The sequence below is a fragment of the Marinobacter sp. V34 genome (assembly GCF_055524115.1).
Window position 1 is genome coordinate 377,883 of the sequence record NZ_JBUPZY010000001.1, and the last position, 25,214, is coordinate 403,096.

Here is a 25,214-nt window from a genome sequence, read left to right on the forward strand (position 1 = left end):
TTGTCAAAAAATGTCTCTCAAAAATTGTAGCTGTCAGATCATGTAGGTCATTGCAGTGTAGGCGAAAAATGGGCGGGTTGGGCTTTTTTTGACAATTTAATGCGTTCGGAAAAAGGCCGTACGATAGCCTTCTGTGCCAGCGGGTTTGATGGCCCATTGATCCAGGGCTCGGGCTACCTGCTCAATGTCGCTGTTTTTGTAGCCTTGCAGTGGGCCGGCCCAGCCATGGAGGTCGTTCAGGGCCTGTGCAAAGCGTTTGGGCAAGTGTTGTGTGAGGTACTGAGCGATCGTGGATTGTGGGCGTGTTTTCCGTTGGTTGTGTAGGTCCTGTTCTACGCTGGCGCCAGGCAGCATGTTGATGCTCAGGTTGTCGCCGGGGTGCCAGAAACTGGATATCTGCAGCATGGCCGGGCCACTAAGGCCGCGATGAGTGACCAGCATCGGCTCGCGGAAATGGTCGTTGTTACAGTGTACGTCCACGGGGCAGCTGACACCGGACAGGGGCGCCAGTTGTTCCTTCAATTCCGGGTGCAGTGTGAACGGAACCAGCCCTGCGCGGGTTGGAAGCACGGAAAGCCCAAACTGTCGTGCGATGTCGTAACCAAAGCCGGTGGCCCCCATCGTGGGGATGGACAACCCACCGCAGGCGATGACTAGGGATTCGCAGGTCAGGGTGCCGCTGTTGGTTTGTAGTTGATAGCCATGATTGGCACCGCTGATTGTTTTAACGCTGGTTTTAAGCCGCACTTCTGCGCCCGCCCATTCGCATTCGGTGAGCAGCATGTTGAGGATTTCCTTGCTGCTGTCCTTGCAGAAGAGCTGGCCGGCGGCTTTCTCCTCATGTTCGATGCCGTGACGCTCCACCAGGTCAAGGAAGTGCTGTGGGGTGTAGCGTTTGAGGGCGGAAATGCAGTAGTGGGGGTTGTCCGAGAGAAAGTTGGCCGGCGTGCTGTTGAGGTTGGTGAAGTTGCAGCGGCCACCGCCAGACATGAGAATTTTCTTGCCGGGCTTGTTGGCGTGGTCGATCACCAGGACTTTGCGGCCACGGTAGCCTGCTGCGGCCCCACACATGAGGCCCGCGGCGCCGGCGCCTATTATGATGACGTCGTAGTTTTGGGTCGTCATGCCTTGCCAAACATCTTTGCTGTCCGCCCCGTGTATATTAGTTGGGCGCAGTATACATTTTTGCGAAGACGTTAGGGCAGCTCTACGTTTCCTTCCATATAAAACGCCGCCTGGCCCGCAATGGCGACGCGGTCGCCCTTAAGTTCACACCGCAGAGTGCCGCCTCTGGCGGAGACCTGATTTGCCAAAAGGTTGTTTTTTCCGAGTTTCTCAGCCCAGTAGGGCACCAGAACGCTGTGGATGGAGCCGGTAACCGGGTCTTCGTCGATGCCGCCGCCGGGGGCAAAGTAGCGGCTGACAAAGTCGCAGTCGCTACCCGGTGCCGAAAGAATGACCCCAAGGCTGCCGAGCTGCTTCAGTTTTCGGATGTCCGGTTGTGCAGCTTTTACTGCGGCTTCATCTTCTAGGATGACCATGTAGTTGGTGTCGCTGGGGACAAAAAACGACGTCTCCGGGACGCCATCCAAGGCATCCAGAATCAGGCTGGGCTTTGGGCGTTCTTCGAACGCCAGGTTCGGGAAATCCAGTTCCAGCCAGTCGTCGTCGGTTTGCTTTACGCCCAAGGGGCCACTTTTGGACTGGAAGCGTATCTGTTTCTTGTCCCAGCCCAGTTTGTTGAAGAGAACCCAGGCGCTGGCAAGGGTGGCGTGGCCGCAGAGTGGTACTTCGATGCCGGGGGTAAACCAGCGAATGTGGAAGTCTTCTTCTGTATCGTCGGGAAGGGCAACCAGAAAGGCCGTTTCCGAGAGGTTATTTTCCAGCGCCAGTTTCTGCATGGTGTCGTCTGGCAGCCATTCTTCAAGCGGCATGACAGCCGCGGGGTTGCCGCCAAAAACGTCGTTGGAGAAAGCGTCGACCTGGTAAATCGGTAGTGTTCTCATACCCTTTCCTTTGCAAGATTCGATGAGTGATGGCCAGGGTCACCATTCTCCGTTTATACAGACAACCATAACAGATTCAGATATTGTGATTTTGGACCGGTACAGGCTTTCTTGTTTAGCATCTGTGCTGGTGAGAATCTGTTTGATCTGTACTGCAGGCATTCTGGATTGATCTGGCAGGATGAAGTCATGGGCATTCTCTATAATCAGGTAGCAGACCAGTTACACGCATTGATTCGTGATGGGGTTTATCGCGAAGGGGAGCGGTTGCCTGGTGTTCGGGCGCTTAGCCGCCAGTTTGGCGTGAGCGTGTCCACGGTGCTCCAGGCACATCAGACGCTGGAGGCCCGAGGCTACCTAGAAGCGCGGGAGCGCAGTGGCTATTTTGTGCGTCTACCCAGGCGGGATACGCCAGAACCGGTGATGCAGAAGCACAAGGCGAAGCCGGTGCCCGTGAGTGCCCGTGATATGGCGCTCGATCTTTGTGCCGATGAAGAGAAACGCATGGTGCCTCTTGCGGCCGCTGTGCCACATCCTGATTTCCTGCCCGTGAGGCAGATTCAGCATGCCACTCTCTGGGCCGCGCGGCGCGGACTGGGAACATTGGACTATGCCTTTCCTGGCAAGATCGAGTACCGCCGTCAGGTGGCTCAGCGGATGGCCGCGCTGGGAATTATTACCACCCCCGACGACATTCTTGCTACCAACGGCGCCCAGGAGGCCATCATTCTTGCCTTGCAGGCGGTCACCTCGCCCGGGGATATCGTGGTTGTGGAGTCACCATCGTTCCCGGGTATTCTTCAGGCCCTGGACGTGGTCGGGCTCAGGGTCATCGAAGTGCCCACCCATCCCTCGGAAGGACTAAGCCTGGAGGGGTTGGAATTGGCGCTGGAACAATGGCCAGTTAAGGCGTGCGTGGTGGTTCCTAATCACAGCAACCCGATGGGTGCCCGGATGTCCGACATTCGCAAGCAACAGCTTGTGCAGATGCTGGAGGCAGCAGGTATTCCGTTGATTGAGGATGATATCTACGGGGATCTCTATTACGGCGCAGATCGGCCAAGGCCGGCAAAAGCGTTTGATCGCACGGGGAACGTGATCTATTGCAACTCTTTCTCCAAGACTATTTCACCGGGATTGCGACTGGGTTGGATGATGCCTGGCAAGTACCTGGCAGAGGCTAGTCAGCAGAAGTATTTTAGCAATCTGGGTACGGCGAGCGTGCCGCAGATCGCCGTGGCTCATTTTCTGGAGCAGGGCGGTTATGACCGTTACCTGCGTTCTGCCCGGCAGCGTTACCGCGAGGCAACGGACCGTATGCGTGCGGCAGTAGGGCGCTCGTTTCCGGAAGGTACTGCCGTCAGCCGGCCCCAGGGTGGTTTCGTACTGTGGGTTCAGCTTCCGGGCACAGTGTCGGGCACAGAGGTGTTTCGTCGGGCGCGGGAGGAGAATATCAACGTGGCCCCGGGGTTGATGTTCTCCATCACCGACAAGTATGAAAACTGCCTGCGATTGAATGGAGCCAACCCATGGAGCGAGCGGGTAGAGCAGGCGATTGCGCGCCTTGGTGCCATAGCGATAGCGGTCGCTGCCGCATCCTGAGTCTGACCCGGATCTACTCCTTACGCAGGTTCATCGGTTCCAGCAAGCCGATAGCAATTGCAATACCGGTGACGTCCGGCACGCGCTCCACACCCAGTCGTTTCATTACGCGTGCTCTGTAAAGATCAATCGTCTTAACGCCGATATCCAGTTGTTCCGCTATTTCCCTGCTGGTGTAACCTTGCGCCAAAGGCACGAATACATCCCGCTCCCGCGGTGTGAGAGAGTCGATCAAGGCGTCAGTGTGTTGGTCTCCACGTTGTCGGTTACTGGTTTTCTGGTGTTCCTGCAGTGCCTGCTGGACGCTATCCAGAAGCAGTTGTTCGTTGAATGGTTTCTCAATGAAATCAAACGCTCCGGATTTGAAGGCACGGACCACAATTGGCACATCCGCGTGGCCTGAGAGAAAAATGATGGGAAGTTGCGAACCCCTCTTCTGAAGCTCCTCCTGAACGTTCAGACCACCCAGGCCAGGCATCCGTATGTCGAGGACCACGCAGCCGGTATGCTCCGGGTTAACGGCATTCAAAAACTGACGCCCATCTGCATAAGGCTGTACCTGCAGGCCAACGGATTCCAGTAGCCACTGGGTGGACTCCAGCATGCCGGCATCGTCGTCTACGACATAAACGGTATGGTGTAAATCACTCATCCTGGCTTGTCTCCCTGAGGTTGCCGGATTCATTGTTGTGGCAGTGAGGAGCTGGGAAGCGGCAGAGCAGCATCAGGCCCCGATCCTCACCCGGTTGTGCATCCAGAAAACCGCCATACCCCTCAACTATGGAACGGCTCATGGAGAGCCCGAGCCCGAGCCCCTGAGGTTTGCTGGTATAGAAAGGCGTGAACATGTTTCGCAAGCCTTCCTCGTCAAGTCCTGGCCCCTGATCGGTTACCTTGATCAGTGTCTCTTGCGTGGGTGTTACGCAGGTTTCAATTTTAATGTGTGATGGCGTGCTGTTGTCCTCCCGGACTTCGGTATTGGCATCGATGCCGTTACGGATCAGGTTGATCAATACCTGCTCGAGTAAGACCGGGTCGGCAGTAAGTACAGGGTTGAGTGGCGTCAGTTTCTCCTGGATGACCACGTTATGTTTGTCCGCATCCCACTGGCAGAGTCGCTTTACGTTGGTTACGGTATCGTTGATGTTAACTGGAGCGGTGCGTTGCTGCCCCTTACGCAGAAAGGCCCTCAGTCGCTTTATGACTTCCGAAGCGCGGTTGGCATGGTGGGTGACTCGCTGGAGGCCGTCGTCCACCCGTTCAAGGCAATCCGGTTTCTCCTGTGCGAGTTTCAGATAGCGCTGGCTTGCGCTGGCAAAGTTAACGATAGACGCCAGCGGCTGATTCATCTCGTGGGCAATACTGGAAGCCAGCTCACCCAGGGTCGCCAGGCGGGCGGTGTGGGCGAGATCTTCCGCCAGGCGGCGGTTATTCTCTTCGGATTTTACCCTTGCGGTTATGTCTCGCGACACGCTGACGACCTCAATCACCGCTCCGGTGTAGGTTTCCCGGATCGCCCGGCTGGCGATTTCAAACCACCGCCTGGTGCCGTCCCGGTGAGTGATCTCAATGGTCATCGTGGCGTAGCCTTCGTCCCGAAGCCGGTTACGGGCGTCTTCCACTTCAGTGCTGACGGTATTGCTTCGGAATACCTCTTCAAGCGGTTTGCCCCTCAGTTCCTCGGGCCAGTACCCCAACAGCCTCCAGGACGCGGGTGTGGCATCGATGAATCTGCCATCCGGTGCATGTCGGGAAATAAGGTCTGTGGTGTTCTCGGTAATCAAGCGGTAAAGCCGGCTGGATCGGGTTGCCTCGTCCAGTTTTCGGATGTTGTCGGTGACATCCCGCCCTCGTGCCAGCACCTGTTGAGAGTTCTGGTCAGGAATAAACGTCCATGACAGCGTGGCGTTATGCAAACGACGCTCTACGCCTTCAATGGCCCGCCCTTGGCTAAGACAGGCATTGATCAAAGCTGAAAAATTAACCGGTAGCAGTCTGATCGGGTTGGCAGTTCCGGATTCTTCGCACAGAGCTTTCGCTGCCTGATTCCTGTCCAGCAACTGGCCGTTGGAATCGAGCACGAGCCCCGCCTCAGGATCAGCACTTGGAAGTTGAAAGGTCGTAATAGTGACTTCCTTGGTTGTTTCTCATTGTTATATGGTATTTATACTATAATACATTGGTGTAATTTCTAGTGTTATTGATATAAAATAGTATCCGGATACCACAGATTGTAGCTGTTTCAATGGAATTCTTTAATACACCATAAGAATAATGACGCTGATAGGACCATAACAATGACATCGATTTTTGATCAGGGCCTCGAGCCAGTCCACGCCAATTACTCTGCCCTTTCCCCTATCGACTTTATTGAGCGCACCGCCAGTGTGTATCCGGACTATCCGGCAGTCATACATGGGGCCATTCGCTATACCTGGGGCCAGACTTATGAGCGGTGTCGCCGGCTGGCCTCGGCGCTGTCCAGCAGGGGCATCGGCCATGGCGATACGGTGGCTGTGATGTTGCCAAACATTCCGGCGATGGTTGAGTGTCACTTCGGTGTGCCGATGATTGGGGCTGTGCTCAACACCCTGAACGTGCGCCTGGATGCAGAAGCCATCGCTTTCATGCTGGAGCACGCTGAAGCCAAAGTGGTGGTAGCCGACCGGGAATTCGGCAGTGTGATTCGAGATGCCATTAGTCGCCTGGATTCAAAGCCTCTGATCATTGATGTTGATGATCCTGAATACGGTGAAGGTGTTCAGGTGAGCGACCTCGACTACGAAGCTTTCCTTCTGGAGGGCGACCCGGAGTTTCAATGGAGCCTGCCGGGAAACGAATGGGACGCTATTTCCCTGAACTATACCTCGGGCACTACGGGTAACCCTAAAGGGGTGGTATACCATCACCGCGGCGCCTACATGAACAGCCTGGGTAATCAGGCCGTGTGGTCAATGGGACAACACCCGGTCTATCTTTGGACCCTGCCCATGTTCCACTGCAATGGTTGGTGTTTCCCGTGGACGGTTACCGCACTGGCGGGGACTCATGTATGCCTGCGTCGGGTAGACCCGGAGAAAATTCTTCAGTTGATTCGCGACCATCAAGTGACTCACATGTGTGGTGCGCCCATTGTGCTCAATGCCCTGCTGAACGTGCCGGAATCTGCAAAAGCGGGGATTGACCACGAGGTGAAAGCGATGACCGCCGGTGCGGCTCCTCCCGCACAGGTGATTGGGGCCATTGAGGAAATGGGCATCGCAATTACTCATGTGTATGGCCTCACCGAAGTTTACGGGCCGGTGACTGTGTGTGCGTGGAAGTCTGAGTGGGATGAGAAAACTCTGGATGAGCGAGCCACGATCAAGGCGCGTCAGGGTGTGCGTTATCACACTCTGGCCGGAACGATGGTGGGTGATCCCAGCACCATGGAGCCGGTGCCTAAAGACGGCAAAACCATTGGTGAGATATTCCTGCGTGGTAACACCGTGATGAAGGGCTACCTGAAGAACCCCAAGGCCACTGAAGAAGCCTTCACTGGCGGTTGGTTCCACACGGGCGACCTCGCGGTATGGCACGAGGATGGCTATATGGAAATCAAGGATCGACTGAAGGACATCATCATTTCCGGAGGTGAGAACATTTCCACCATTGAGGTTGAAGACACGCTGTACCGCCATCCAGCAGTGCTCGAAGCGGCCGTGGTCGCTCGGCCAGACGACAAATGGGGCGAAACCCCCTGCGCGTTTATCACCTTGAAGCCGGAAGCCGACGAAGTGAGCGAAGAGGAACTGATCGACTTCTGTCGGGGGCGGCTGGCCCGTTTCAAAGTGCCCAAGACGGTCGTATTCACGGACCTGCCAAAAACCTCGACCGGCAAGATCCAGAAATTCGTTCTGCGTGACCAGGCAAAAGAGCTTGGTTGATTTGGCGCTGCCATAGCCCGAAGCCCGGGCCAGGAAACCTTCAACAAAAAAACAACATCAGGTGCGGACAATTCCGCTCCAGGAGACGACTATATGCAAGTTTACCAACGTAAAAACGGGGAAGAGCAGCCGTATTGGCCCGCCGGCCCCTTCAAGATTCGACTGCCGTTTGTCCATTACCGTTGGGAATTCGCGGAAATGGTACAGGGGTTGATCATGTTCGTGGTCAGTCTCGCGATGATTCCGCTGCTGGAGAAATACCTGGGAGTGCCTTACGACGTCGCACTTGCCTATGTGGTCATCTGCGGCATCGGCTTCATGTTGCCGGCGTTGCTAGGTGTCCCCCTGGTACCTGGGTGGATCACGCCGGGTATCCCCGTGGTATTGCTGTTTCTGGGCGATTACGAGCCCGGGCCTGAAGCGATTCAGGCACTGTTTGCGCTGCAGTTCCTAGTGTTTATCATTTTTCTTTTCCTGGGCATCACCCGGCTGGGTAGCAAGCTTGTTGAGCTAATTCCCCGATCCATGAAGGGCGGTATAATTATTGGCGCGGGTATCGCTGCATTGATGGGTGAGATCGAAGCGGGCGGACGTCTGGCCGAAACCCCTATTTCGCTGATTGTCGGCGGACTGGTCTGTCTGTATCTGATGTTTTCCGTGTCTTTCAAAGGTTTTGTCGACACCAGTAATATTGCGCGCAAGATAGCGAACTATGGAATGGTTCCGGGGATGGTGGTTGCCATCCTGGTGGGCTTTGCCACTGGTGAGTATGCCGTTCCAGATGTGGCGTGGGGCATTACCAAACCGGCATTTGACGAGCTATGGAACTACCTGCCGTTTGCTGTTGGGTTTCCCGATGCAGAAGTGTTCATGTACGCCATTCCGACAGCGGTGATTGCCTATGTCATTGCCTTTGGCGACATCGTTGTCGGGCAGTCGTTGATGAATCGGGTGGATCACCTGCGAAAGGATGAGGATATTGATAACAGCATTGATCGGGTACACTTGGTGACGGCTATCCGCAACGGCGGGCACGCTTTCTTTGCACCATACCCCGGCCTTGCTGGCCCTATCTGGACAGCGGTTACCGCTACCATGGCAGAGCGTTACAAATATGGCCGCAACGCTATGGACTCCATCTACAGCGGTGGCGGTACGTTCTGGGTTACTGGTTTCATTGCGTTGTTTGTACTGCCACTGGTGAGCTTCTTCCAGCCTGTATTGCCGATTGCGTTGTCGCTGACTCTGCTGCTGACTGGCTATATCTGCCTGATGGTGGGTCTTGAGCAACTGGAGAACAACACTGAGCGTGGTATCGCCGGTACCATGGGTGTGGTTTTGGCAGTCTACGGCGCGGGTTGGGGCCTGGCGACTGGCGCTGTGCTGTATTTTCTCATCGAACGCACCAAACTGATTGGATTTACCGCCGACCCCGAAGCTCCGGGCGTTAAGGCAGCGGAAGAGCATTAAACCAGCAGCGTCTGAGCTGTTTGGACGCACCATACCCTTATGTGTCCTTGGAGGCATCGGCTTTGCCATGCCTCCTTTTTTGCGCTCCTTTTGGGCAAATTGTCATATTGTGACAATCTGTCCGGTTTCTGATTCACCGCCTTCCTTCCATGTTGAATTCGGGTTTAAACTGAAGTTTCTGATCAATTTTCGTACGCGACGTTGCCGCTGTACGGTGAATGCCGCTCCATAACCACAATAAACCGGAGGCAGTCATGACCATCAGTTCCACGCCCGAAGGCGTTTCAGTTGCACCCCGACACCTGCACTTCGATATTGCCGACGACCTAAAAACCCTGTGGCACGGCAACGACACCTTCCGCACGGCGTTCTTCAACGCGCTGTCGCTCCAGTTCCCGGATGGTGAACAGCAGTTTATCAATGCGGTTCGGCTCTACCGGGACAAGGTAGATGATCCCAAGCTTAAGGAAGAGATTCGCGGCTTCATTGGCCAGGAAGCGCTGCATAGCCGAGAGCATAAGCACTACAACGAGGCGTTGAAGGCTCGTGGGTACAACATCGATGCTATTGATGAGCGATTCCGAAGGCACATGGCGTGGGTGGGCAACCTGCCACCCAGTCGCCAATTGGCCGGAACCTGCGGTGCGGAGCATTACACAGCGGTATTGGCGAATGCGATTCTTCGCCACCCTGAATGGATGGAAGGGGCCACTCCGGGTATGAAGCAGCTTTGGCGCTGGCACGCCATCGAGGAGACCGAGCACAAGTCGGTGGCTTTCGATGTCTATCGGCACTGCGTAGGGAATGAGCGCCTTCGCCGGATCGTGTTCCTGTTTGTGACGTGGAATTTTTTCAAGTACACCTTCCTGAATACCTGCAGCCTGCTGAAAACCGACGGAAAGTTGTGGAATTTCGGCACATGGATCGGGGGTATTAACTTTCTGTGGGGTAAACCGGGGGTATTGCGCAAATGTATGCCGGATTTCCTGGCTTATTTTCGCAAAGGTTTTCATCCCTGGCAGCAAGATAATCGTGAACTGATCGAGAAAAACCTCAATGAACTTGATCTGAAGCGATCCGCAGGCGAGTGAAGTGCTGAAATGTTGATCGCTTTGTGTAAGACTGAGCGCAGCCAAAAACAATGACAATAAAGGGAAGCAACCAGGCCGGCTGGAATAGCTTCCCATAGCTGGAGGCCCCATGCGCGTTGGTCTTATCGTTGATTCTGCCTGCGATCTTCCCTATGAGTTCAGTCGCAAGCACGACTTGTTCATTTTGCCGGTTACCGCCGTTATCGATGGCCAGACTTACATCGACGAGCACGACCCAGTCAGGACCCAGGAATTCTACCAGAGCGGCCTGTTGCAGAAGGGCCACCACGCCGAAACACACGCCTTCTCCGCCGAACAGATCCACGACTTGTTCATGGAAAAAATTGTCACTGAATTCGACGTCGCCATCTGCGAGACGGTGACCCGTTCCCGAAGCCTGATTTTCCAGAACGCCACGGAAGCCATGAACAGTGTGATGGGGCACTACCATGAAACCCGCCAGGCCGCTGGGCGTGAAGGCAAGTTCTCCATGCGGGTGATCGACAGCAAGCAGATTTTTGCCGGTCAGGGTCTGCTGGCGGCTCACACCCTTCGCCTGATTGAACAGAAGTTGTCGAAAAACGCCTTACGTAATGAAGTCGACACGTTTACCGACAAAATCTATACCTGCGTGATTCCCCGGGATTTACACTATATCCGCGAACGGGCCCGCCGGCGCGGTGACAAGAGCGTTTCTGCCTTGGTGGCGTTTCTCGGTAAGGCTCTGAACATTACTCCGGTGATTTTTGGTCAGGGCGCTGAAGGGCAGCCCGCCGCCAAAACCCGGAGTTTCGACGTGGCGGTGGAAAAAGTGATGAATTACGCCACCGCGAGGGTGGAGGCCGGCTTGTTGACGCCCTATGTCAGCCTTTCCTGCGGCCTGACCTGGACCGAAATCGAGGACCTGCCGGGTTTGAACCGTCTGCGTGACGCCTGTGAGAGTAACGGCGTTGAGTTGTTGCTCTCCCAGATGGGCATTACCAGCAGCATCTACATCGGCCCCGGCAGTCTGTGCCTGGCGCTTGCCGCCGAACCCCACGAATTCATCGATTTTCAGTAGTCGGGAGTATCGGGCGCTTCAGGAAGCGCCTCTTGCTTCTTGGCCCACTCGCACGCCAATGGTTGTATCTTCGGCAAACGCAGCCAGTCGGGCTTCGTGTTAGCCTCTTGTCGTTCCGATTCCAGAAGCTCACTTCCAGACAGCACCGGACCCCGATTATGACCAAAGGTAAAACGGATATCGCCAATGCGTTGTTCGAGCAACACGTAAAACACGAATTGGCCTCCCTGAAAGGAGCCAAGTTACGGCGCTTTCTCGAAACCGAGGTGGATGAACTGTTTGACTACGCCGGGTCCATCACCCTGAACCGGCTGACATCGGCGGAACAGGTAATGGGCGTGATCCAGCGCATTGTAGTCAACATGGAACTGGATGCAGGCATACCCGAACTGGCAGCAGAGATGGCCACGGAGGTGCTGAATGCGCCGGTTCAGAAAACCTCGCGGCTGCGGGATATTATTACGCGGGAGCAGGCCACCGGGTTCCTCGAAGAGGCCCTTGAACTTCGTCAGCAGCGTGAGCGGGTGATCAGCGAGATCATGGCTCACCCGGTCTACCAGGAGTTGGTGTCTAATGTGGTGTATCAGGGCGTTGTGAACTACCTCTACGAGGACAACCTGATAACCAAGAGTGTTCCCGGTGTCGGCTCGATGATGAAGTTTGGCAAGCGCATGGCCAACAGGGCGGTTCCGGGCCTGGACGAGACCTTTGAGCGCCGTTTCAAGACCTGGCTGTCAGACAGCCTGCCAGGGTTGATCAGTCGCAGTGAACAGTTCCTGAACAAGGCGCTGACAGACGAGGAATTGCGCGACAGCGTGATGGCTGTATGGGTGTCCCTGGAAGATCGCACCATCGAGGAACTACACGAGGGGCTGGGTGACATACAGCTCCAGGAATTTGTGGTTTTGGGGTATGAGTTCTGGCTGCAGTTCCGCCAGACGGCCTATTTTGAGGGTTGCGCTAGGGCCGTGGTAGAGCACCTGTTCACCCTGTATGGCGATAAACCGGTGATTGAGCTATTGGGCGCTGTTGGGGTCGATCGCGATGTGGTCATGGTGGAGGTGGATGCCTACGCACTTCCTGTGATAGACGTGCTGCGGGAGGAGGGGTATCTTGAAGCCCTGATCCGTCGTCGTCTTGAGCCGTTCTACAAGTCGGCCGCGGCGAAAAAGATTCTGCAGCAGGAGAGCTGAGCACTCCTGCGTTTGTGTGGGTGTTTGGCAATGCTGGTACCAACTGAACTGTTCTGGGCCTATCTGGTGGCCATCTCGCTACTGACCGTCACGCCCGGGGTGGACACCCTGCTGGTAATGCGGAACGCCGGGCGAGGTGGAGTGGCAAATGGTTTGCAGGATGGCTGTGTGACCAGTGTGGGAATCTGCTGCGGGTTGTTTATCCACGCCACTCTGTCTGCTCTGGGTATTTCTGTGTTGCTAGTGGAGACGGCCTGGGCGTTTACCGCGGTCAAATGGGCAGGTGCCTGCTACCTGATCTGGCTGGGGCTGAGTTCGCTGCGTCAGGCCATGGTTCGGGCGCCCGCAAACGCCGATGGGCAATCCATGTCCAGCGCCGAGACCCCATTGATGAGGCCGATACCAACCACTTGGGGGGCGTTTCGCGAAGGCCTGCTGTCCAACGTGCTGAACCCGAAAACGGCGCTGTTCTATATGGCGTTGCTTCCTCAGTTTATCGATCCCGCGGGCAACGCGTTCCAGCAATCGCTGTTCCTTGCGGCGGTCCATTTTGTGCTGGCGATGACTTGGCAATGTGGACTGGCGCTGGTGGTGGTCAAATCCCGCAGACTCGGCGTGGGGCAGGGCGTAAAACGCATGCTGAACGCCCTGACTGGCGGCTTCTTCGTGGCTATCGGCGCAAAGTTGGCGATGCATTAACATTAGCGGCGGCGCACAAAAAAGGGGAGCCTGGGCTCCCCTTTTTTGATAGCAATGTGCTGAAAGCAGCAGTTACTTTTCGAGGTACTGCAGTTTGTCCGGCTTGCCGTCCCACTCTTCCGCATCTGGCAATGGGTCTTTCTTCTCGGTGATGTTCTGCCATTTGCCAGCGAGGTCGGCGTTGAGCTCCACAAACTGGGCCTGGTCCGCCGGCAACTCGTCTTCCGAGAAAATGGCCTCCGCAGGACATTCCGGCTCACACAGGGCGCAATCGATGCACTCGTCCGGGTCAATTACCAGAAAGTTCGGGCCCTCGTAGAAGCAGTCCACCGGGCATACTTCCACGCAGTCCGTGTATTTGCACTTGATGCAGTTATCGGTAACGACAAACGTCATAGTCAGATTCCTGGTCCAGTAGTCAATCTCATCAGTGTAATAATAATTGCGCGATATTGTATTGAGCGGCCTGCCCTGTCGCAAGCGCTGAGGCGCACTATCGTTATTACACAGATCAATTCTGCCGCTATGTTCCGCTATTTCCCAAGCAGTTCTTTCAATTCGTACAATCGGTTAAGGGCATCCCGTGGGGTCAGTCCGTCCACGTCCAGGTCGGCAAGGCATTCCTCCACTTTGCTCGGCTCCAGACTGGCGAACATGTCGGCCTGCATGACTGGCTCGCTAACGCGGACGGAGCGTTGCTGGTTCTCAGGTTCCGCCAGCGCCACGGCAGTATTATCAGCAGTCGGCCTGGCCGGCGCAGCGCCACCTTCAAGGTGAGACAGCTGCTCCTTGGCGTTGCGGATCACGTCCTGGGGTACGCCGGCCAGCTTCGCGACCTGCAAGCCATAGCTCTGGCTGGCCGGGCCGTCATGAACGTTGTGCAGGAACACGATGGTGTCGTCGTGCTCCGTGGCGGTCAGGTGAACGTTGACGGCGTGCTCAAGGTCGTCGGCCAGTTGCGTGAGCTCGAAATAGTGGGTGGCAAACAACGTGTAGCAGCGAATGTGCTTCGCCAGGTGTTCCGCCGTGGCCCAGGCCAGGGAAAGGCCGTCGAAGGTGCTGGTGCCGCGTCCCACTTCGTCCATCAGCACCAGGCTGTATTCGGTGGCGTTGTGGAGGATGTTGGCGGTCTCAGTCATTTCCACCATGAAGGTTGAGCGGCCACCGGCGATGTCGTCTGACGAACCCATGCGGGTGAAAATACGATCCAAAGGCCCGATGACCACACGGTTGGCGGGCACATAGCTGCCGGTATAGGCCAACAGGGCGATCAGCGCAGCCTGGCGCATATACGTGGACTTACCGCCCATGTTGGGGCCGGTGACCACCAGCATGCGCCGTTGCTGGTCCATCAGCAGATCGTTGGGCACGTACGGGTCGCTCAGTAGCTGTTCCACCACCGGGTGGCGGCCTTCTTCGATATCAAAGCCGGGCGTGTCGCTGAACTCCGGGGCATTGAAACGCAGGTTGGTGGCCCGCTCGGCAAAGTTGCTGAGCACATCCAGTTCCGCCAGGGCCTGGGCAGCGTCCTGTAGGGGCGCCAGTTCGGCGGCGACGGTCTCCAGAACCTCTTCGTAAAGGGCTTTTTCCCGCGCCAGTGAACGACTCTTGGCGCTCAGGGCCCTGTCTTCGAATTCTTTCAGTTCCGGGGTGATAAAGCGCTCGGCGTTTTTCAGGGTCTGGCGGCGGATGTAATCCACCGGCGCCTGCCCGGACTGCGCGCGTGTGATTTCAATGTAGTAGCCGTGTACCCGGTTATAGCCGACTTTCAGCGTACTGATCCCGGTACGCTCGCGCTCACGGGTCTCAACGTCCAGCAGGAATTGACCGGCGTTCTCGCTGATGTTGCGCAACTCGTCCAGCTCGTCATCAAAACCTTCACGGATAACGCCCCCATCCCGGATGACCACCGGTGGGTTGTCGATGATGGCCCGTTCCAGCAAGTCCGACAATTCGGGGTACTCGCTGATGATCGTGGCGAGTTTGACGACATGGTGTGAACTGACCGGTGTCAGCGCCTTCTGTAAATCCGGCAGGGTTAGAAAGGCATCCCGCAGTCGCGCCAGATCCCTTGGGCGCGCAGAACGCAGCGCCACACGGGCCAGAATCCGCTCGATATCACCGATGCTTTTCAGCAGGTCGTGAGCCGGTTCGTAATGGAAGCCGTCCAGAAGCGCTGACACCGCCTGCTGGCGTTGTTCCACCACGATAATGTCCCGTAAGGGTCGGTTCAGCCAACGTCGTAATTGACGTCCCCCCATGGCGGTCGCTGTCCGGTCCATCACCCAGGCCAGGGTGTGCTGGCTGCCGCCCATCAGGTTGGTGTCGATTTCCAGGTTGCGGCGGCTGGTGGCGTCCAGGATCACCGCTTCCTCGCGTCGTTCGCGGCTCAGTTTGCGAATGTGAGGCAGGGCGGTGCGCTGGGTTTCTTTGGCGTACTGCAGTAGGCACCCGGCGGCGCAGATGGCGAGCGTGAGATCTTCGCAGCCAAAGCCGGTCAGGTCGCGGACCTGCAGTTGCTGGGTAATCACGCGGCGTGCGGTATCGGATTCGAACAGCCACGGGCCTTGGCGGCGGATGCCGGTGTAGCCGTCCAGTATGTCCTGGTAGGGAAAGTCCTCGCTGATGAGTATTTCCGCTGGCTGCAGGCGCTGGAGTTCTCCTTGCAGGCCCTCCAGGTCGTCCAGTTCAGATACGGTAAACCGTCCGCTGGAGATGTCCAGAGAGGCAAAACCAAACTGCTCCCGGTGACTGTAGATGGCAACCAGAAGGTTATCCCGGCGGTCTTCCAGGAAAGCGTCGTCGCTCAGCGTGCCTGGTGTCACAATGCGCACCACCTTGCGCTCCACGGGCCCTTTGCTGGTCGCCGGATCGCCAATCTGTTCGCAAATGGCGATGGATTGACCAGCACGAACCAGACGTGCAATGTAACCCTCAGCGGAATGGTACGGAATGCCCGCCATGGGAATTGGATTACCCCCGGACTGCCCCCGGGCCGTCAGGGTGATATCCATCAGCTCGGCGGCTTTCTTGGCATCCTCGTAGAACAGCTCGTAAAAGTCCCCCATGCGGTAGAACACCAGCTCATTGGGGTGTTCGCCCTTGATTTTGAGGTATTGCCTCATCATTGGGGTGTGGTGGGACAGATCGGTCTGGGCTGCTGACATGAACGGTTCCGGATCCATTGGCTTTATGTGAAGGCAGGGATTGTAAGAAAATAACCGCCATGATGAAACGAAGGAGATCATTATGCCACTGACCGACGAGGCATTGGCGGACGCAGGCTCGCAATTGGCCGAGGTATTGAAGCAACGCGGGCTCACAATTGCCACCGCCGAAAGCTGCACCGGTGGCTGGGTTGCCAAGGTACTGACTGACCTTGCAGGCTCTTCATCCTACGTTCTGGCGGGGCTTGTGACCTACAGCAACGATGCGAAAAGGGGCTTGCTGGGGGTAACTGAGCCGTCTCTGGGCGAGCACGGTGCAGTCAGCGAACCAGTCGTGCGGGAAATGGTTGCCGGTGCCCTGGCGGCCACTGGTGCGGATGTGGCGGTAGCAATCAGTGGTGTAGTAGGCCCCGGTGGTGGCAGTGACGATAAACCGGTGGGCACGGTCTGGTTTGCCTGGGGCCGTTCTCCGGCTGACACCGAAGCGGTGGTTGAACGGTTCCAGGGCGACCGTGATCAGGTTCGGCGTCAGGCGGTTCTTTATGTGTTACAGGGAGTTAGGGGCTTTCTGGAAAACGCCTGAAACGGAGGGGTTGGTCTTATCTCCGTGTTGTGTTTTAATACTGTTCAAATATACAGGAGTCCGGTTTTTCCGGGTTTCTCAGTCCATGATTTTGGCCGCCGGGCTCCCGTCCCGATAACGGCATTGGCGACAGAGGGTTTGCAACGATGGAAGACAACCGCAAGAAAGCACTGGGTGCAGCACTGAGCCAGATCGAACGCCAGTTCGGCAAGGGTGCCGTCATGAAGATGGGCGATCAGCCCAGAGAAGCGATCCCTGCGGTATCCACCGGTTCCCTGGGCCTGGATGTGGCGCTGGGAATAGGCGGTCTGCCTTATGGTCGTATCTGTGAGATCTACGGCCCCGAAAGCTCCGGTAAAACCACGCTGACCCTGCAGGTGATTGCGGAAGCCCAGAAAGCGGGCAAAACCTGTGCGTTCGTGGATGCGGAGCACGCCCTTGACCCGGTCTATGCCGAAAAGCTGGGTGTGAACGTGGACGAACTCCTGGTATCCCAGCCGGACACCGGTGAACAGGCGCTGGAAATTTCTGACATGCTGGTGCGCTCCAACGCCGTTGACGTCATCATCGTGGACTCCGTGGCAGCGCTGACGCCCAAGGCCGAGATTGAAGGCGAGATGGGCGACAGCCACGTTGGCCTGCAGGCTCGCCTGATGTCCCAGGCGCTGCGTAAGCTGACTGGTAACGTCAAGCACGCCAACTGCCTGTTGATCTTCATCAACCAGATCCGGATGAAAATCGGTGTGATGTTCGGCTCCCCCGAAACCACGACTGGCGGTAACGCTCTGAAATTCTATTCCTCTGTTCGCCTCGACATCCGCCGTATTGGCGCGGTGAAGGATGGCGACGAAGTCGTGGGCAACGAAACCCGCGTGAAAGTGGTCAAGAACAAGGTTTCTCCGCCATTCAAGCAGGCAGAGTTCCAGATCATGTACGGCAAAGGCATTTACCACATGGCCGAAGTGCTCGATATGGGCGTGAAGGAAGGCTTCGTGGACAAATCCGGCGCCTGGTACGCTTACAAGGGTGACAAGATCGGCCAGGGCAAGGCCAATGCCTGCAAGTTCCTGGAAGAGAACCTGGAAATTGCCAATGAGGTTGAAGCAGCAGTGCGTGACAAACTGATGCCAAAGCCGGCCAAGAAAGACGCGGCCGAAGCCGAAGAGGCGACTGCAGACGCGAATGGTGAGCTTATTTAAGCTTTGTGGTTAGGTCCCGCACTACCGGGGAGGTGATATGGATGCGAAGAAGAAACTGCTGGTTGTCGCCCATGCCCCCTCCCCGAATACCCTCAAGCTGCGGGAAGCCGTAGAGCAGGGCGCGAGGCACGAAGACATTGAAAACGTGGAAGTGACCGTGCTTCCACCCCTGGAAGCCGGCCCGGAAGACGTTCTGGCCTGTGACGCCATCATTCTGGGCACCACCGAAAACCTAGGTTACATGAGTGGTGCTTTGAAGGATTTCTTTGACCGCAGTTACTACCCCTGTATAGAGAAAACCCAGGGCCTGCCCTTCACCTTCTACATCCGCGCCGGCCTCGATGGCACCGGCACCCATCGCGCAATCGATTCCATCACCACGGGCTTACGCTGGCGGCTGGTGCAGGAACCGTTGCTCTGTCATGGCGAGTATAGGGACGAATTCGAGGACCAGTGCCGGGAGTTGGGGCTCTACATGGCCGCCAGTCTGGATGCAGGTTTGTTCTAGAAAGGTTTAGCTGGCGTAGCGGCTATACAGGCCTTCAATGCGGGAGAGGGCGTTATCCACGGCCCTTGAGTAGCCTTTTTTGTCGAAACAGTAGCTGAACTGGATGCTTATCCGGTAACCGGTCTGATAGGGCTGGCAATTGATCACTCGGGCAGCGACACGGGACTCACGGATGTACTTGCCATCAAAGTCCATATAAAGGCGTGCGCCAGACTCCACTGGCCTCGGGCAAAGCACTGCCATGCCGTAGCGATTCAGGTCCAGGCAGGTGACAGTGGTTGAATTCTTCCCCCGCCCAAAGAAGCCGCGCTCCTGCAGCTGTACCTTCAGGCACATGGCAGGGTAGCGGTCCTTGATTCTGCGGTCTGCGGAACCACTCATCATACGTTGGCATCCGTTGCGTATCTTGTGATTGTTATTGGCCCGTTCTTCCACCGGGACGTTGAAGTCTAGTGCCCTCGATGGTGGCTGAAAAATGACCAAGCCAAGAACTGTGATCGGGTTATCAAAATGAAGCCGCGCTACCTCGGCTGCAGAACCGTGCCCGTTATGACATGGCAATCAGGCCCGGGTGCTGACCAGTCGTCCCCTGCGGTCTTCAGTGGGCGCGGCCTGGCCGGTTTTTGGGTTCAGTAATCGTGGGCTGCGCCTGGACCGCTTCTTGCGTCGGTCTGGCCCTTCAAACGCTATCTGTGCCCGGCGCCGGTCTGGTTGTACGCGTCGGTCGCCCTGCGGTTTTTCCGGTGACGGTGACGCCTGTTGCGGTTGCGGTGCGGTAAAGGGTTTGCGTTTCCGCAGTGACTCCAGCACCGTCAACGGTTGCGACTGATTCCGATAGATATCCATTGAGTGAGTGTCCTGCCCTGAGGTTGAGGCCTCTGTAATTATGCCCGATTGATCAATTTATCGACAAGTTGGGCTAAATCTTTAGCGAGAGCGCGACAGGGCCGGCCCCAGATTCTACAATGAGCGGCCAACACCAAAATGCTTTCATACCGTTACAGGACCGAACCTTGAAGTCACTGTCCCTGAACCAGCTCTACAAAGCCTGTGTTTTAAAAGATCTACCGTTCAAGACCACGCGACAGCTTGAGCCTCTGGCGGAAATCGTTGGCCAGAATCGGGCGCAGGCAGCGGTCCGATTTGCCCTGGCCATGCCCCACGGCGGTTACAACGTCTATGCGGTGGGTCGCAACGGCCTGGGCAAACGTACAATGATGCTGCGATATCTGGAGCATCATGTGGACACCGAGAACCAGAGCCACGACTGGTGTTACGTAGCCAATTTCGAGGAGCCGCGGATTCCCCGGGTTCTGAGGTTGCCGGCAGGTAAGGGCACTGAGCTCAAACAGGATATGGAAAAGTTGATGGGGCGTCTGATGAAGATGATTCCCCAGACCTTCGACAGCGACAGTTTCCTTGAGCGCGCTGAACAGTTGAAGAACGGGTATGGCAAGAAGCAGGAAGATGAACTGGAGAAGGTGGCGGCCCAGGCCAAACGCAAGAAGGTTAGCCTGAATATTACGACGCCAGGTGGCTATCGCCTGGTCGCGATGAACGGTGAGGAACCCCATACCGCCGAGTCCTTCCAGGCGCTAACGGAAGCTCAGCGGGACAAGTTTGAAAACGACATCAATAAACTTGAGAAGAAGCTGCGTCAGGCCCTGCGCAAACTGGCGGACTGGGAACAGGAATACGCCGAAAGCCAGCAGGCGCTCAACGAGGAGACCCTGGCAAGCATCTCCGGCCACCAGATCGACGAATTGATCGAGAAGTACAGGGATCTGCCTGACGTGGTTTCCTATTTCGAGGAAGTGCGCAAGGACCTGTCCGAAAGCCTGGAAATTTTTCTGGAAGACAATGAAGAGCAGGCTGCCATTGCCTATGCGTCGTTGGATAAAAAAATGCCCCGGCGCTATCTGGTCAACGTGCTGGTACACCAGAAAACCGATGAAGTGCCGGTTGTGGTGGAGGACAATCCCACCTACCACAACCTGTTTGGTTACGTTGAAAGTGTGACCTTCAAAGGCTCGGTGTTTACGGACTTCTCTCTTATACGCACTGGCAGTATTCACCGTGCCAATGGTGGCTATCTGTTGATGGATGCGATCAAGGTGCTTGAGCAGCCGTTTGTTTGGGATGGCCTCAAGCGAGCGTTGCGTTCGAAGTCCATCCAGATCAATTCCCTGGAACGGGAGTTGACCCTGTCGGGTACGATCTCGCTGGAACCTGAAGCGATTCCGCTGGACGTGAAGATCGTGCTGTTCGGCGACCGGGAAACCTGGATGCTATTGCAGGAATACGACCCCGAATTTGCCGAGCTGTTCCGGGTAACGGCGGATTTCGAGAACGAGATGATGCGTACGGATGAGAGCCAGCTTCTGTACGCCAAGTTCATCGCCAGCCTGGTGGATGAAAAGAAGCTTCTGCACTGCAGTAACAAGGCCGTGGCCCGTGTGATTGAGCACAGTTCGCGCATGGCGGAACATCAGGATCGGCTATCGCTGCACGCGGCGGATATCGCCAATCTGCTGAGAGAGTCCGACTACTGGGCACGGCAGGCGGGGGCCAAGCTGATTCAGAACTCCCATGTGGATCAGGCATTGGAGAGCGCCCGCTACCGCAGCAGTCGTATTCGGGATCAATTCCACGATTCAATCCGTGATGGCACCACACTGGTGTCCACCACCGGTACCTGCATTGGGCAGGTGAACGCGTTGTCAGTGCTCTCGACCGGCGGATTCGAGTTTGGTTTGTCCAACCGTATCACTGCCACCTGCTATTATGGAGATGGCGGCGTGATGGATATTGAGCGGGACGTCAAGCTGGGTGGCAATATTCACTCCAAAGGTGTGATGATCCTCAGTTCCTGGCTGTCCGCTCATTTTGCTGTGACTGATCCCATGCACCTGTCGGCCAGTCTGACTTTTGAGCAGAACTATGGTGAAGTCGACGGCGACAGCGCCTCGCTGGCGGAGTTGTGCGCCCTGGTGTCCGCTTTGTCCGGCCTGCCTGTGAGGCAGGACCTTGCGATCACCGGGTCGGTGAACCAGTTCGGAGAAGTCCAACCCATTGGTGGCGTGAACGAGAAGGTTGAAGGCTTTTTCAGCACTTGCCGGCTGACTGGGGAGCTCACGGGCACCCAGGGGGTGATCGTTCCCTCAACCAACGTCCAGAACCTGATGCTCGAGCAGGAAGTCATCCAGGCGGCCCGCGAGGGCAGGTTTGCGGTTCATTCGGTCAGCCGTGCCGAGGAAGCGATTACGCTGTTGCTCGGTAAACCGGCAGGTAAGGCTGATGACAAAGGCAGGTACCCTAAGCAGAGCGTTTTTGGCATTATCCAGCAACGTCTGGAGAAAATGCGCGAGCATGAGCGTCAGGAGCATGCCCGGGACGACCATAAAGATCCGTCGATTCACTGAGAGCCACGGCGGTCATTGAAAGGAGAGACAAGGCACATGACTGATACCCAGCAAACGGTCTACGTAGTTGAGGACGATGAGGCGGTTCGTGATTCTCTTGAACTGCTGCTGAAATCCGATGGCAAGCCGGTCAAGACCTATGACAATGCCAACGCATTCCTCAAGGATTACTCCGAAAAGATGGCCGGCTGTATCGTACTGGATATCCGCATGCCGGGCATGGATGGTATGGAGCTCCAGAAGAAACTGAATGAAAAGCACTCCATCCTGCCAATTATCTTTGTCACCGGCCACGGCGATGTCCCCATGGCCGTGGATGCCATGAAAGAGGGGGCTGTCGACTTCATTCAGAAGCCCTACCGGGAAGAGGCCCTGCTACAGAAAATCGAGGCCGCCCTGGAGCAAGACAAGGAGCAACGTAAAACCCTCGGTGAGAAACAGGAAATTCTGCGCCGTGTGAAAAGCCTGACACCCCGGGAGCATGAAATCATGGACCGGATGATTGCCGGGCAGGCGAACAAGGTTATTGCCATCGAGCTCGAGATCAGCCAGCGTACCGTGGAAATTCATCGCTCACGGGTGATGCATAAGATGGGTACTCATTCACTGGCACACCTGGTCCGTATGGTTCTGTCCGTAAAGGACCTTATCGACGCGCGCTGATTTGGCCGGCATCATGCATTCATCATCGTAACCGGCCGTACTTCTATGACAGATGCTGTCCTTGAGACAACAGACGTAACGGTTCTGCTCGTTGACGACAACCCGCAGAACCTCAAAGTTCTTTATGAAACCCTGAAAGACAAGGGTTATCGCCTGCTCATTGCCAACGATGGTGAAAAAGCGCTGGACCTTGCCCATCGCCATCAGCCGGAAGTGATCCTTCTCGACATCATGATGCCGGAACTCGACGGCTATCAGGTGTGTGAACGCCTTAAGGCAGACCCGGTTACGTCAGACAGTGCTGTGGTGTTCCTCTCCGCACTGGATGATCTGCAAGCGAAAGTACGGGGGTTCTCCCTCGGAGGCGCAGACTACATTTCCAAGCCCTTTCAGGCTCAGGAGGTGATCGCCCGGGTGAAAACTCACGCCAGGGTAATCCGCCTTGAACGGGCACTTCTGGCCCGTAACCGCCAGCTTGAAAACGATCAGGCCCGCATACTCAATTCCATCAGCGAAGGTATTTATGGCATCGACGCCAAGGGCACCATTGTGTTTGCCAATCCGGCGGCGGCGCTCATCATGCGCAGCCCTGTTGAGGAGTTAATTGGTCAGGGCTTTTTCGATCTCCATTTCCGCACGGCAAGCCACGGCTGTGAGTCGCTCCCGATTTATGCCACTTGCACCAGGGGTGTTGCGGAAAACCAGCGCGATATCGAGATGTTGCGCGCTGATGGTTCACCGTTTCCGGTGGAATATCGAGCGACACCGAAACTGGATGGTGACGAGTTGCATGGTGCGGTGGTGGTTTTCCGTGACATCACTGCGGAGCTTGAAAGTGAACGCGCGCTGGATGACGCCCGGCACATGGTTCAGGAACAACGTGAGCAGCTGGCCCACTTCTCCCGACTGACCACCATGGGGGAAATGGCAGCCGGTGTGGCTCATGAGGTTAACCAGCCGCTGACGGCCATCACCAACTATGCACGCGTTGCCAAGCGCGTATTGGCCAAGGAAGCGCCGGATCACGAGTTGCTTGAGGAAACGCTGGAGAAAATTGAAGCCCAGTCACACCGGGCCAGTGAGGTAATCCGACGTATCCGACGGTTTATGAAGAAGCCGGCTGCCGGAAAGGACGTCTTGTCGCTTGCGGCGCTGTTGGAAGATACCCGCCAGTTCGCAGAAGTGGATATCCGCAATAATGAGGGTGGTGTGGAAATTTCGGTGGCCGATGACGTGCCGGATGTCATCGCGGACCCGATTCAGGTGCAACAGGTTGCGTTGAACCTGATTCGTAACGCCTTGGAATCCACCCGCAGCGCTCAGTCGGAGAAGCCTGTGGAGGTGACCGTGGCGATGTCAGGCACGGGCTGTGTCCGTGTGGCAGTAACCGATCATGGTGTCGGCCTGCAGGACGATGCGGAAGAAAAACTGTTCCTGCCGTTCTACACCACGAAAGAAGAAGGCATGGGGATTGGTTTGCCCATGTGTCGATCTCTGATTCAGGCTCAGGGCGGTGATATCGGGTTTGAGCGGCCCGAGCACGGTGGTGCGTGTTTCTTCTTTACCCTGCCGGTCGCCGGTGCCGTGGGTTCGCCCTGTGCGTCCACTGACGGCTCCGGAGAGCCGACAGAGTAACCTCTATCCCCGCTTAACTGTCCCAATGTATCTCGCCGCTCAGGTGGGGGGCGTTTCCGGACGCGTTCAGTAGCTGATAGTCCCAGCCGTCTTGCCCCGCCTGCCAGTTGAGTTGTGCGGTTCCGGGAAGGAGCAGCGGCTTCTTGAACTGGCAGGAGACGGATATCGCGTTCGGGCGCCAGCCGCTTTGCTGTTCCAGTAATGCCAGCACTCGGGCCTTGCTCCACATGCCGTGGGCAATCGCCCGGGGGAAACCGAAGGCCTTTGCGGTCAGCGCATGAAGGTGTATCGGGTTTCTGTCGCCGGACACCCCAGCGTATTGCCGACCAATGGATTCCGCGGCACTGATGTCGGTGGTCTCAGGGTAGTGGGGCAATTCAGGCGGCTTTCCTCCCGAGGTTTTTTTGCTCTTATCCGGTTGCCGAAACAGGTTGGTGCTTGTCTCTTCCCACACCAGCCGCCCTGCGGACCAGGCTTCCGTGACCAGATCGAATTCCAGGCCCTTCGACGTGTTGTTCTGGCCGTCCAGCCGTGCGGTGATGTCCAGTGTTTCACCGGTGCCGATAGCACGGTGCTGCGTGATGTTGTTGCGAAGGTGGACGAGCCCCAGCAGAGGCAACGGGAAGGCCTTTTCCGTCAGCAGTTTCAGGTGTAGCGGGAACGCAAGGATGTGGGGCCAGGTGATGGGCACGGTAGCCTGTGTATCGAAGCCACATACCCTCCTGTAGCGTTTCAGGTTATGGTTGGCCGTACTGACGCCGATCAACCGGGCAGACAGTCCGGGTATATGGAGGTCGTCGCCGGACGGTGTGTTTTTGGGGAGTAGGGCCTTGCTATAAAGCGACCATAGGCCGGGTGGTTGGCTGTGGTAGATTGAAGTATCTGTCATATTGTTATCTCTCCTGGTACACCTGTGCGTCTCTGGCCTGATATGCTCTAATGTAAGACTAAGGTCTCAGAGTCTGGCAAACCCGGTCAGTATGAGCATTG

General features: G+C 56.5%; 22 protein-coding genes. 13 read left to right on the forward strand and 9 right to left on the reverse strand.

Going from position 1 to position 25,214, the window contains the following annotated elements; genetic code table 11:
• Positions 1-96: 96 nt before the first annotated feature.
• A complete protein-coding gene (locus AC0B60_RS01875) occupies positions 97-1,125 on the reverse strand; it encodes a BaiN/RdsA family NAD(P)/FAD-dependent oxidoreductase (RefSeq protein ID WP_465083537.1) in 1,029 nt (342 codons plus the stop codon).
• 71 nt (positions 1,126-1,196) lie between these two features.
• Positions 1,197-2,006 carry a PhzF family phenazine biosynthesis protein gene (locus tag AC0B60_RS01880; protein WP_465083538.1) on the reverse strand — a complete coding sequence of 270 codons (810 nt, stop codon included), beginning with the start codon at positions 2,004-2,006 and terminating at the stop codon, positions 1,197-1,199.
• A 189-nt stretch (positions 2,007-2,195) separates the two neighbouring features.
• Between AC0B60_RS01880 and AC0B60_RS01885 the strand changes: the two genes are divergently transcribed.
• Entirely contained in the window at positions 2,196-3,608 is a 1,413-nt protein-coding gene (locus AC0B60_RS01885; protein ID WP_465083540.1) for an aminotransferase-like domain-containing protein, read from the forward strand.
• 13 nt (positions 3,609-3,621) lie between these two features.
• Here AC0B60_RS01885 and AC0B60_RS01890 read toward each other — a convergent pair whose 3' ends face one another.
• The gene (locus AC0B60_RS01890; protein ID WP_465083542.1) at positions 3,622-4,260 is read right to left on the reverse strand and encodes a response regulator transcription factor; all 639 of its coding nucleotides are present in this window, start codon (positions 4,258-4,260) and stop codon (positions 3,622-3,624) included.
• Positions 4,253-5,689 carry a sensor histidine kinase gene (locus AC0B60_RS01895; RefSeq protein WP_465083543.1) on the reverse strand — a complete coding sequence of 479 codons (1,437 nt, stop codon included), beginning with the start codon at positions 5,687-5,689 and terminating at the stop codon, positions 4,253-4,255. Before AC0B60_RS01895 ends, AC0B60_RS01890 begins: the two co-directional genes overlap by 8 nt.
• A gap of 216 nt (positions 5,690-5,905) precedes the next feature.
• Here AC0B60_RS01895 and AC0B60_RS01900 point away from each other — a divergent pair, with 216 nt between their 5' ends.
• The 6 genes from AC0B60_RS01900 to AC0B60_RS01925 all read left to right on the forward strand — a co-directional run bounded on the left by AC0B60_RS01900 (position 5,906) and on the right by AC0B60_RS01925 (position 13,047).
• On the forward strand, positions 5,906-7,534 hold the full coding sequence (locus tag AC0B60_RS01900) for an acyl-CoA synthetase (protein ID WP_465083545.1): 1,629 nt from the start codon (positions 5,906-5,908) through the stop codon (positions 7,532-7,534).
• 93 nt (positions 7,535-7,627) lie between these two features.
• Positions 7,628-9,004, forward strand: a complete 1,377-nt coding sequence (locus AC0B60_RS01905; RefSeq protein ID WP_465083546.1) for a xanthine/uracil/vitamin C permease — start codon at positions 7,628-7,630, stop codon at positions 9,002-9,004.
• Positions 9,005-9,258: 254 nt separating this feature from the next.
• Positions 9,259-10,095 carry a metal-dependent hydrolase gene (locus AC0B60_RS01910; protein WP_465083547.1) on the forward strand — a complete coding sequence of 279 codons (837 nt, stop codon included), beginning with the start codon at positions 9,259-9,261 and terminating at the stop codon, positions 10,093-10,095.
• Between the two features lie 109 nt (positions 10,096-10,204).
• Positions 10,205-11,155 (forward strand): DegV family protein, encoded by a 951-nt coding sequence (locus AC0B60_RS01915; protein ID WP_465083548.1) that lies wholly within the window; start codon positions 10,205-10,207, stop codon positions 11,153-11,155.
• A 158-nt stretch (positions 11,156-11,313) separates the two neighbouring features.
• Entirely contained in the window at positions 11,314-12,348 is a 1,035-nt protein-coding gene (locus AC0B60_RS01920) for a hypothetical protein (protein WP_465083549.1), read from the forward strand.
• 30 nt (positions 12,349-12,378) lie between these two features.
• A complete protein-coding gene (locus AC0B60_RS01925) occupies positions 12,379-13,047 on the forward strand; it encodes a LysE family translocator (protein ID WP_465083550.1) in 669 nt (222 codons plus the stop codon).
• A 72-nt stretch (positions 13,048-13,119) separates the two neighbouring features.
• Here AC0B60_RS01925 and fdxA read toward each other — a convergent pair whose 3' ends face one another.
• Positions 13,120-13,443 (reverse strand): ferredoxin FdxA, encoded by a 324-nt coding sequence (fdxA, locus tag AC0B60_RS01930; RefSeq protein WP_465083552.1) that lies wholly within the window; start codon positions 13,441-13,443, stop codon positions 13,120-13,122.
• Positions 13,444-13,580: 137 nt separating this feature from the next.
• Positions 13,581-16,214, reverse strand: a complete 2,634-nt coding sequence (mutS, locus tag AC0B60_RS01935; protein WP_465083554.1) for a DNA mismatch repair protein MutS — start codon at positions 16,212-16,214, stop codon at positions 13,581-13,583.
• 82 nt (positions 16,215-16,296) lie between these two features.
• On the opposite strand from mutS, the gene AC0B60_RS01940 reads away from it, so the two are divergent.
• The 3 genes from AC0B60_RS01940 to AC0B60_RS01950 all read left to right on the forward strand — a co-directional run bounded on the left by AC0B60_RS01940 (position 16,297) and on the right by AC0B60_RS01950 (position 18,504).
• On the forward strand, positions 16,297-16,797 hold the full coding sequence (locus AC0B60_RS01940) for a nicotinamide-nucleotide amidohydrolase family protein (RefSeq protein WP_465083556.1): 501 nt from the start codon (positions 16,297-16,299) through the stop codon (positions 16,795-16,797).
• A gap of 146 nt (positions 16,798-16,943) precedes the next feature.
• Positions 16,944-17,996: a recombinase RecA gene (recA, locus tag AC0B60_RS01945; RefSeq protein ID WP_465083557.1), complete on the forward strand. Its 1,053-nt coding sequence runs from the start codon at positions 16,944-16,946 to the stop codon at positions 17,994-17,996.
• A 37-nt stretch (positions 17,997-18,033) separates the two neighbouring features.
• Entirely contained in the window at positions 18,034-18,504 is a 471-nt protein-coding gene (locus AC0B60_RS01950; RefSeq protein WP_465083558.1) for a flavodoxin family protein, read from the forward strand.
• Between the two features lie 6 nt (positions 18,505-18,510).
• On the opposite strand, the gene AC0B60_RS01955 is transcribed toward AC0B60_RS01950, so the two are convergent.
• Positions 18,511-18,888 (reverse strand): PilZ domain-containing protein, encoded by a 378-nt coding sequence (locus AC0B60_RS01955; protein WP_465083559.1) that lies wholly within the window; start codon positions 18,886-18,888, stop codon positions 18,511-18,513.
• Positions 18,889-19,065: 177 nt separating this feature from the next.
• Positions 19,066-19,350 (reverse strand): hypothetical protein, encoded by a 285-nt coding sequence (locus tag AC0B60_RS01960; RefSeq protein WP_465083561.1) that lies wholly within the window; start codon positions 19,348-19,350, stop codon positions 19,066-19,068.
• Between the two features lie 167 nt (positions 19,351-19,517).
• On the opposite strand from AC0B60_RS01960, the gene AC0B60_RS01965 reads away from it, so the two are divergent.
• Genes AC0B60_RS01965 through AC0B60_RS01975 form a run of 3 tightly spaced genes read left to right on the forward strand, consistent with a single transcriptional unit; the run spans position 19,518 to position 24,224 of the window.
• Entirely contained in the window at positions 19,518-21,926 is a 2,409-nt protein-coding gene (locus AC0B60_RS01965; protein ID WP_465083562.1) for a Lon protease family protein, read from the forward strand.
• Between the two features lie 36 nt (positions 21,927-21,962).
• Positions 21,963-22,589: a response regulator FixJ gene (fixJ, locus tag AC0B60_RS01970; RefSeq protein ID WP_007151863.1), complete on the forward strand. Its 627-nt coding sequence runs from the start codon at positions 21,963-21,965 to the stop codon at positions 22,587-22,589.
• A 45-nt stretch (positions 22,590-22,634) separates the two neighbouring features.
• Entirely contained in the window at positions 22,635-24,224 is a 1,590-nt protein-coding gene (locus AC0B60_RS01975) for an ATP-binding response regulator (protein WP_465083563.1), read from the forward strand.
• Positions 24,225-24,237: 13 nt separating this feature from the next.
• On the opposite strand, the gene AC0B60_RS01980 is transcribed toward AC0B60_RS01975, so the two are convergent.
• Positions 24,238-25,113 carry a MaoC family dehydratase gene (locus AC0B60_RS01980; RefSeq protein ID WP_465083564.1) on the reverse strand — a complete coding sequence of 292 codons (876 nt, stop codon included), beginning with the start codon at positions 25,111-25,113 and terminating at the stop codon, positions 24,238-24,240.
• Positions 25,114-25,214: the final 101 nt, after the last annotated feature.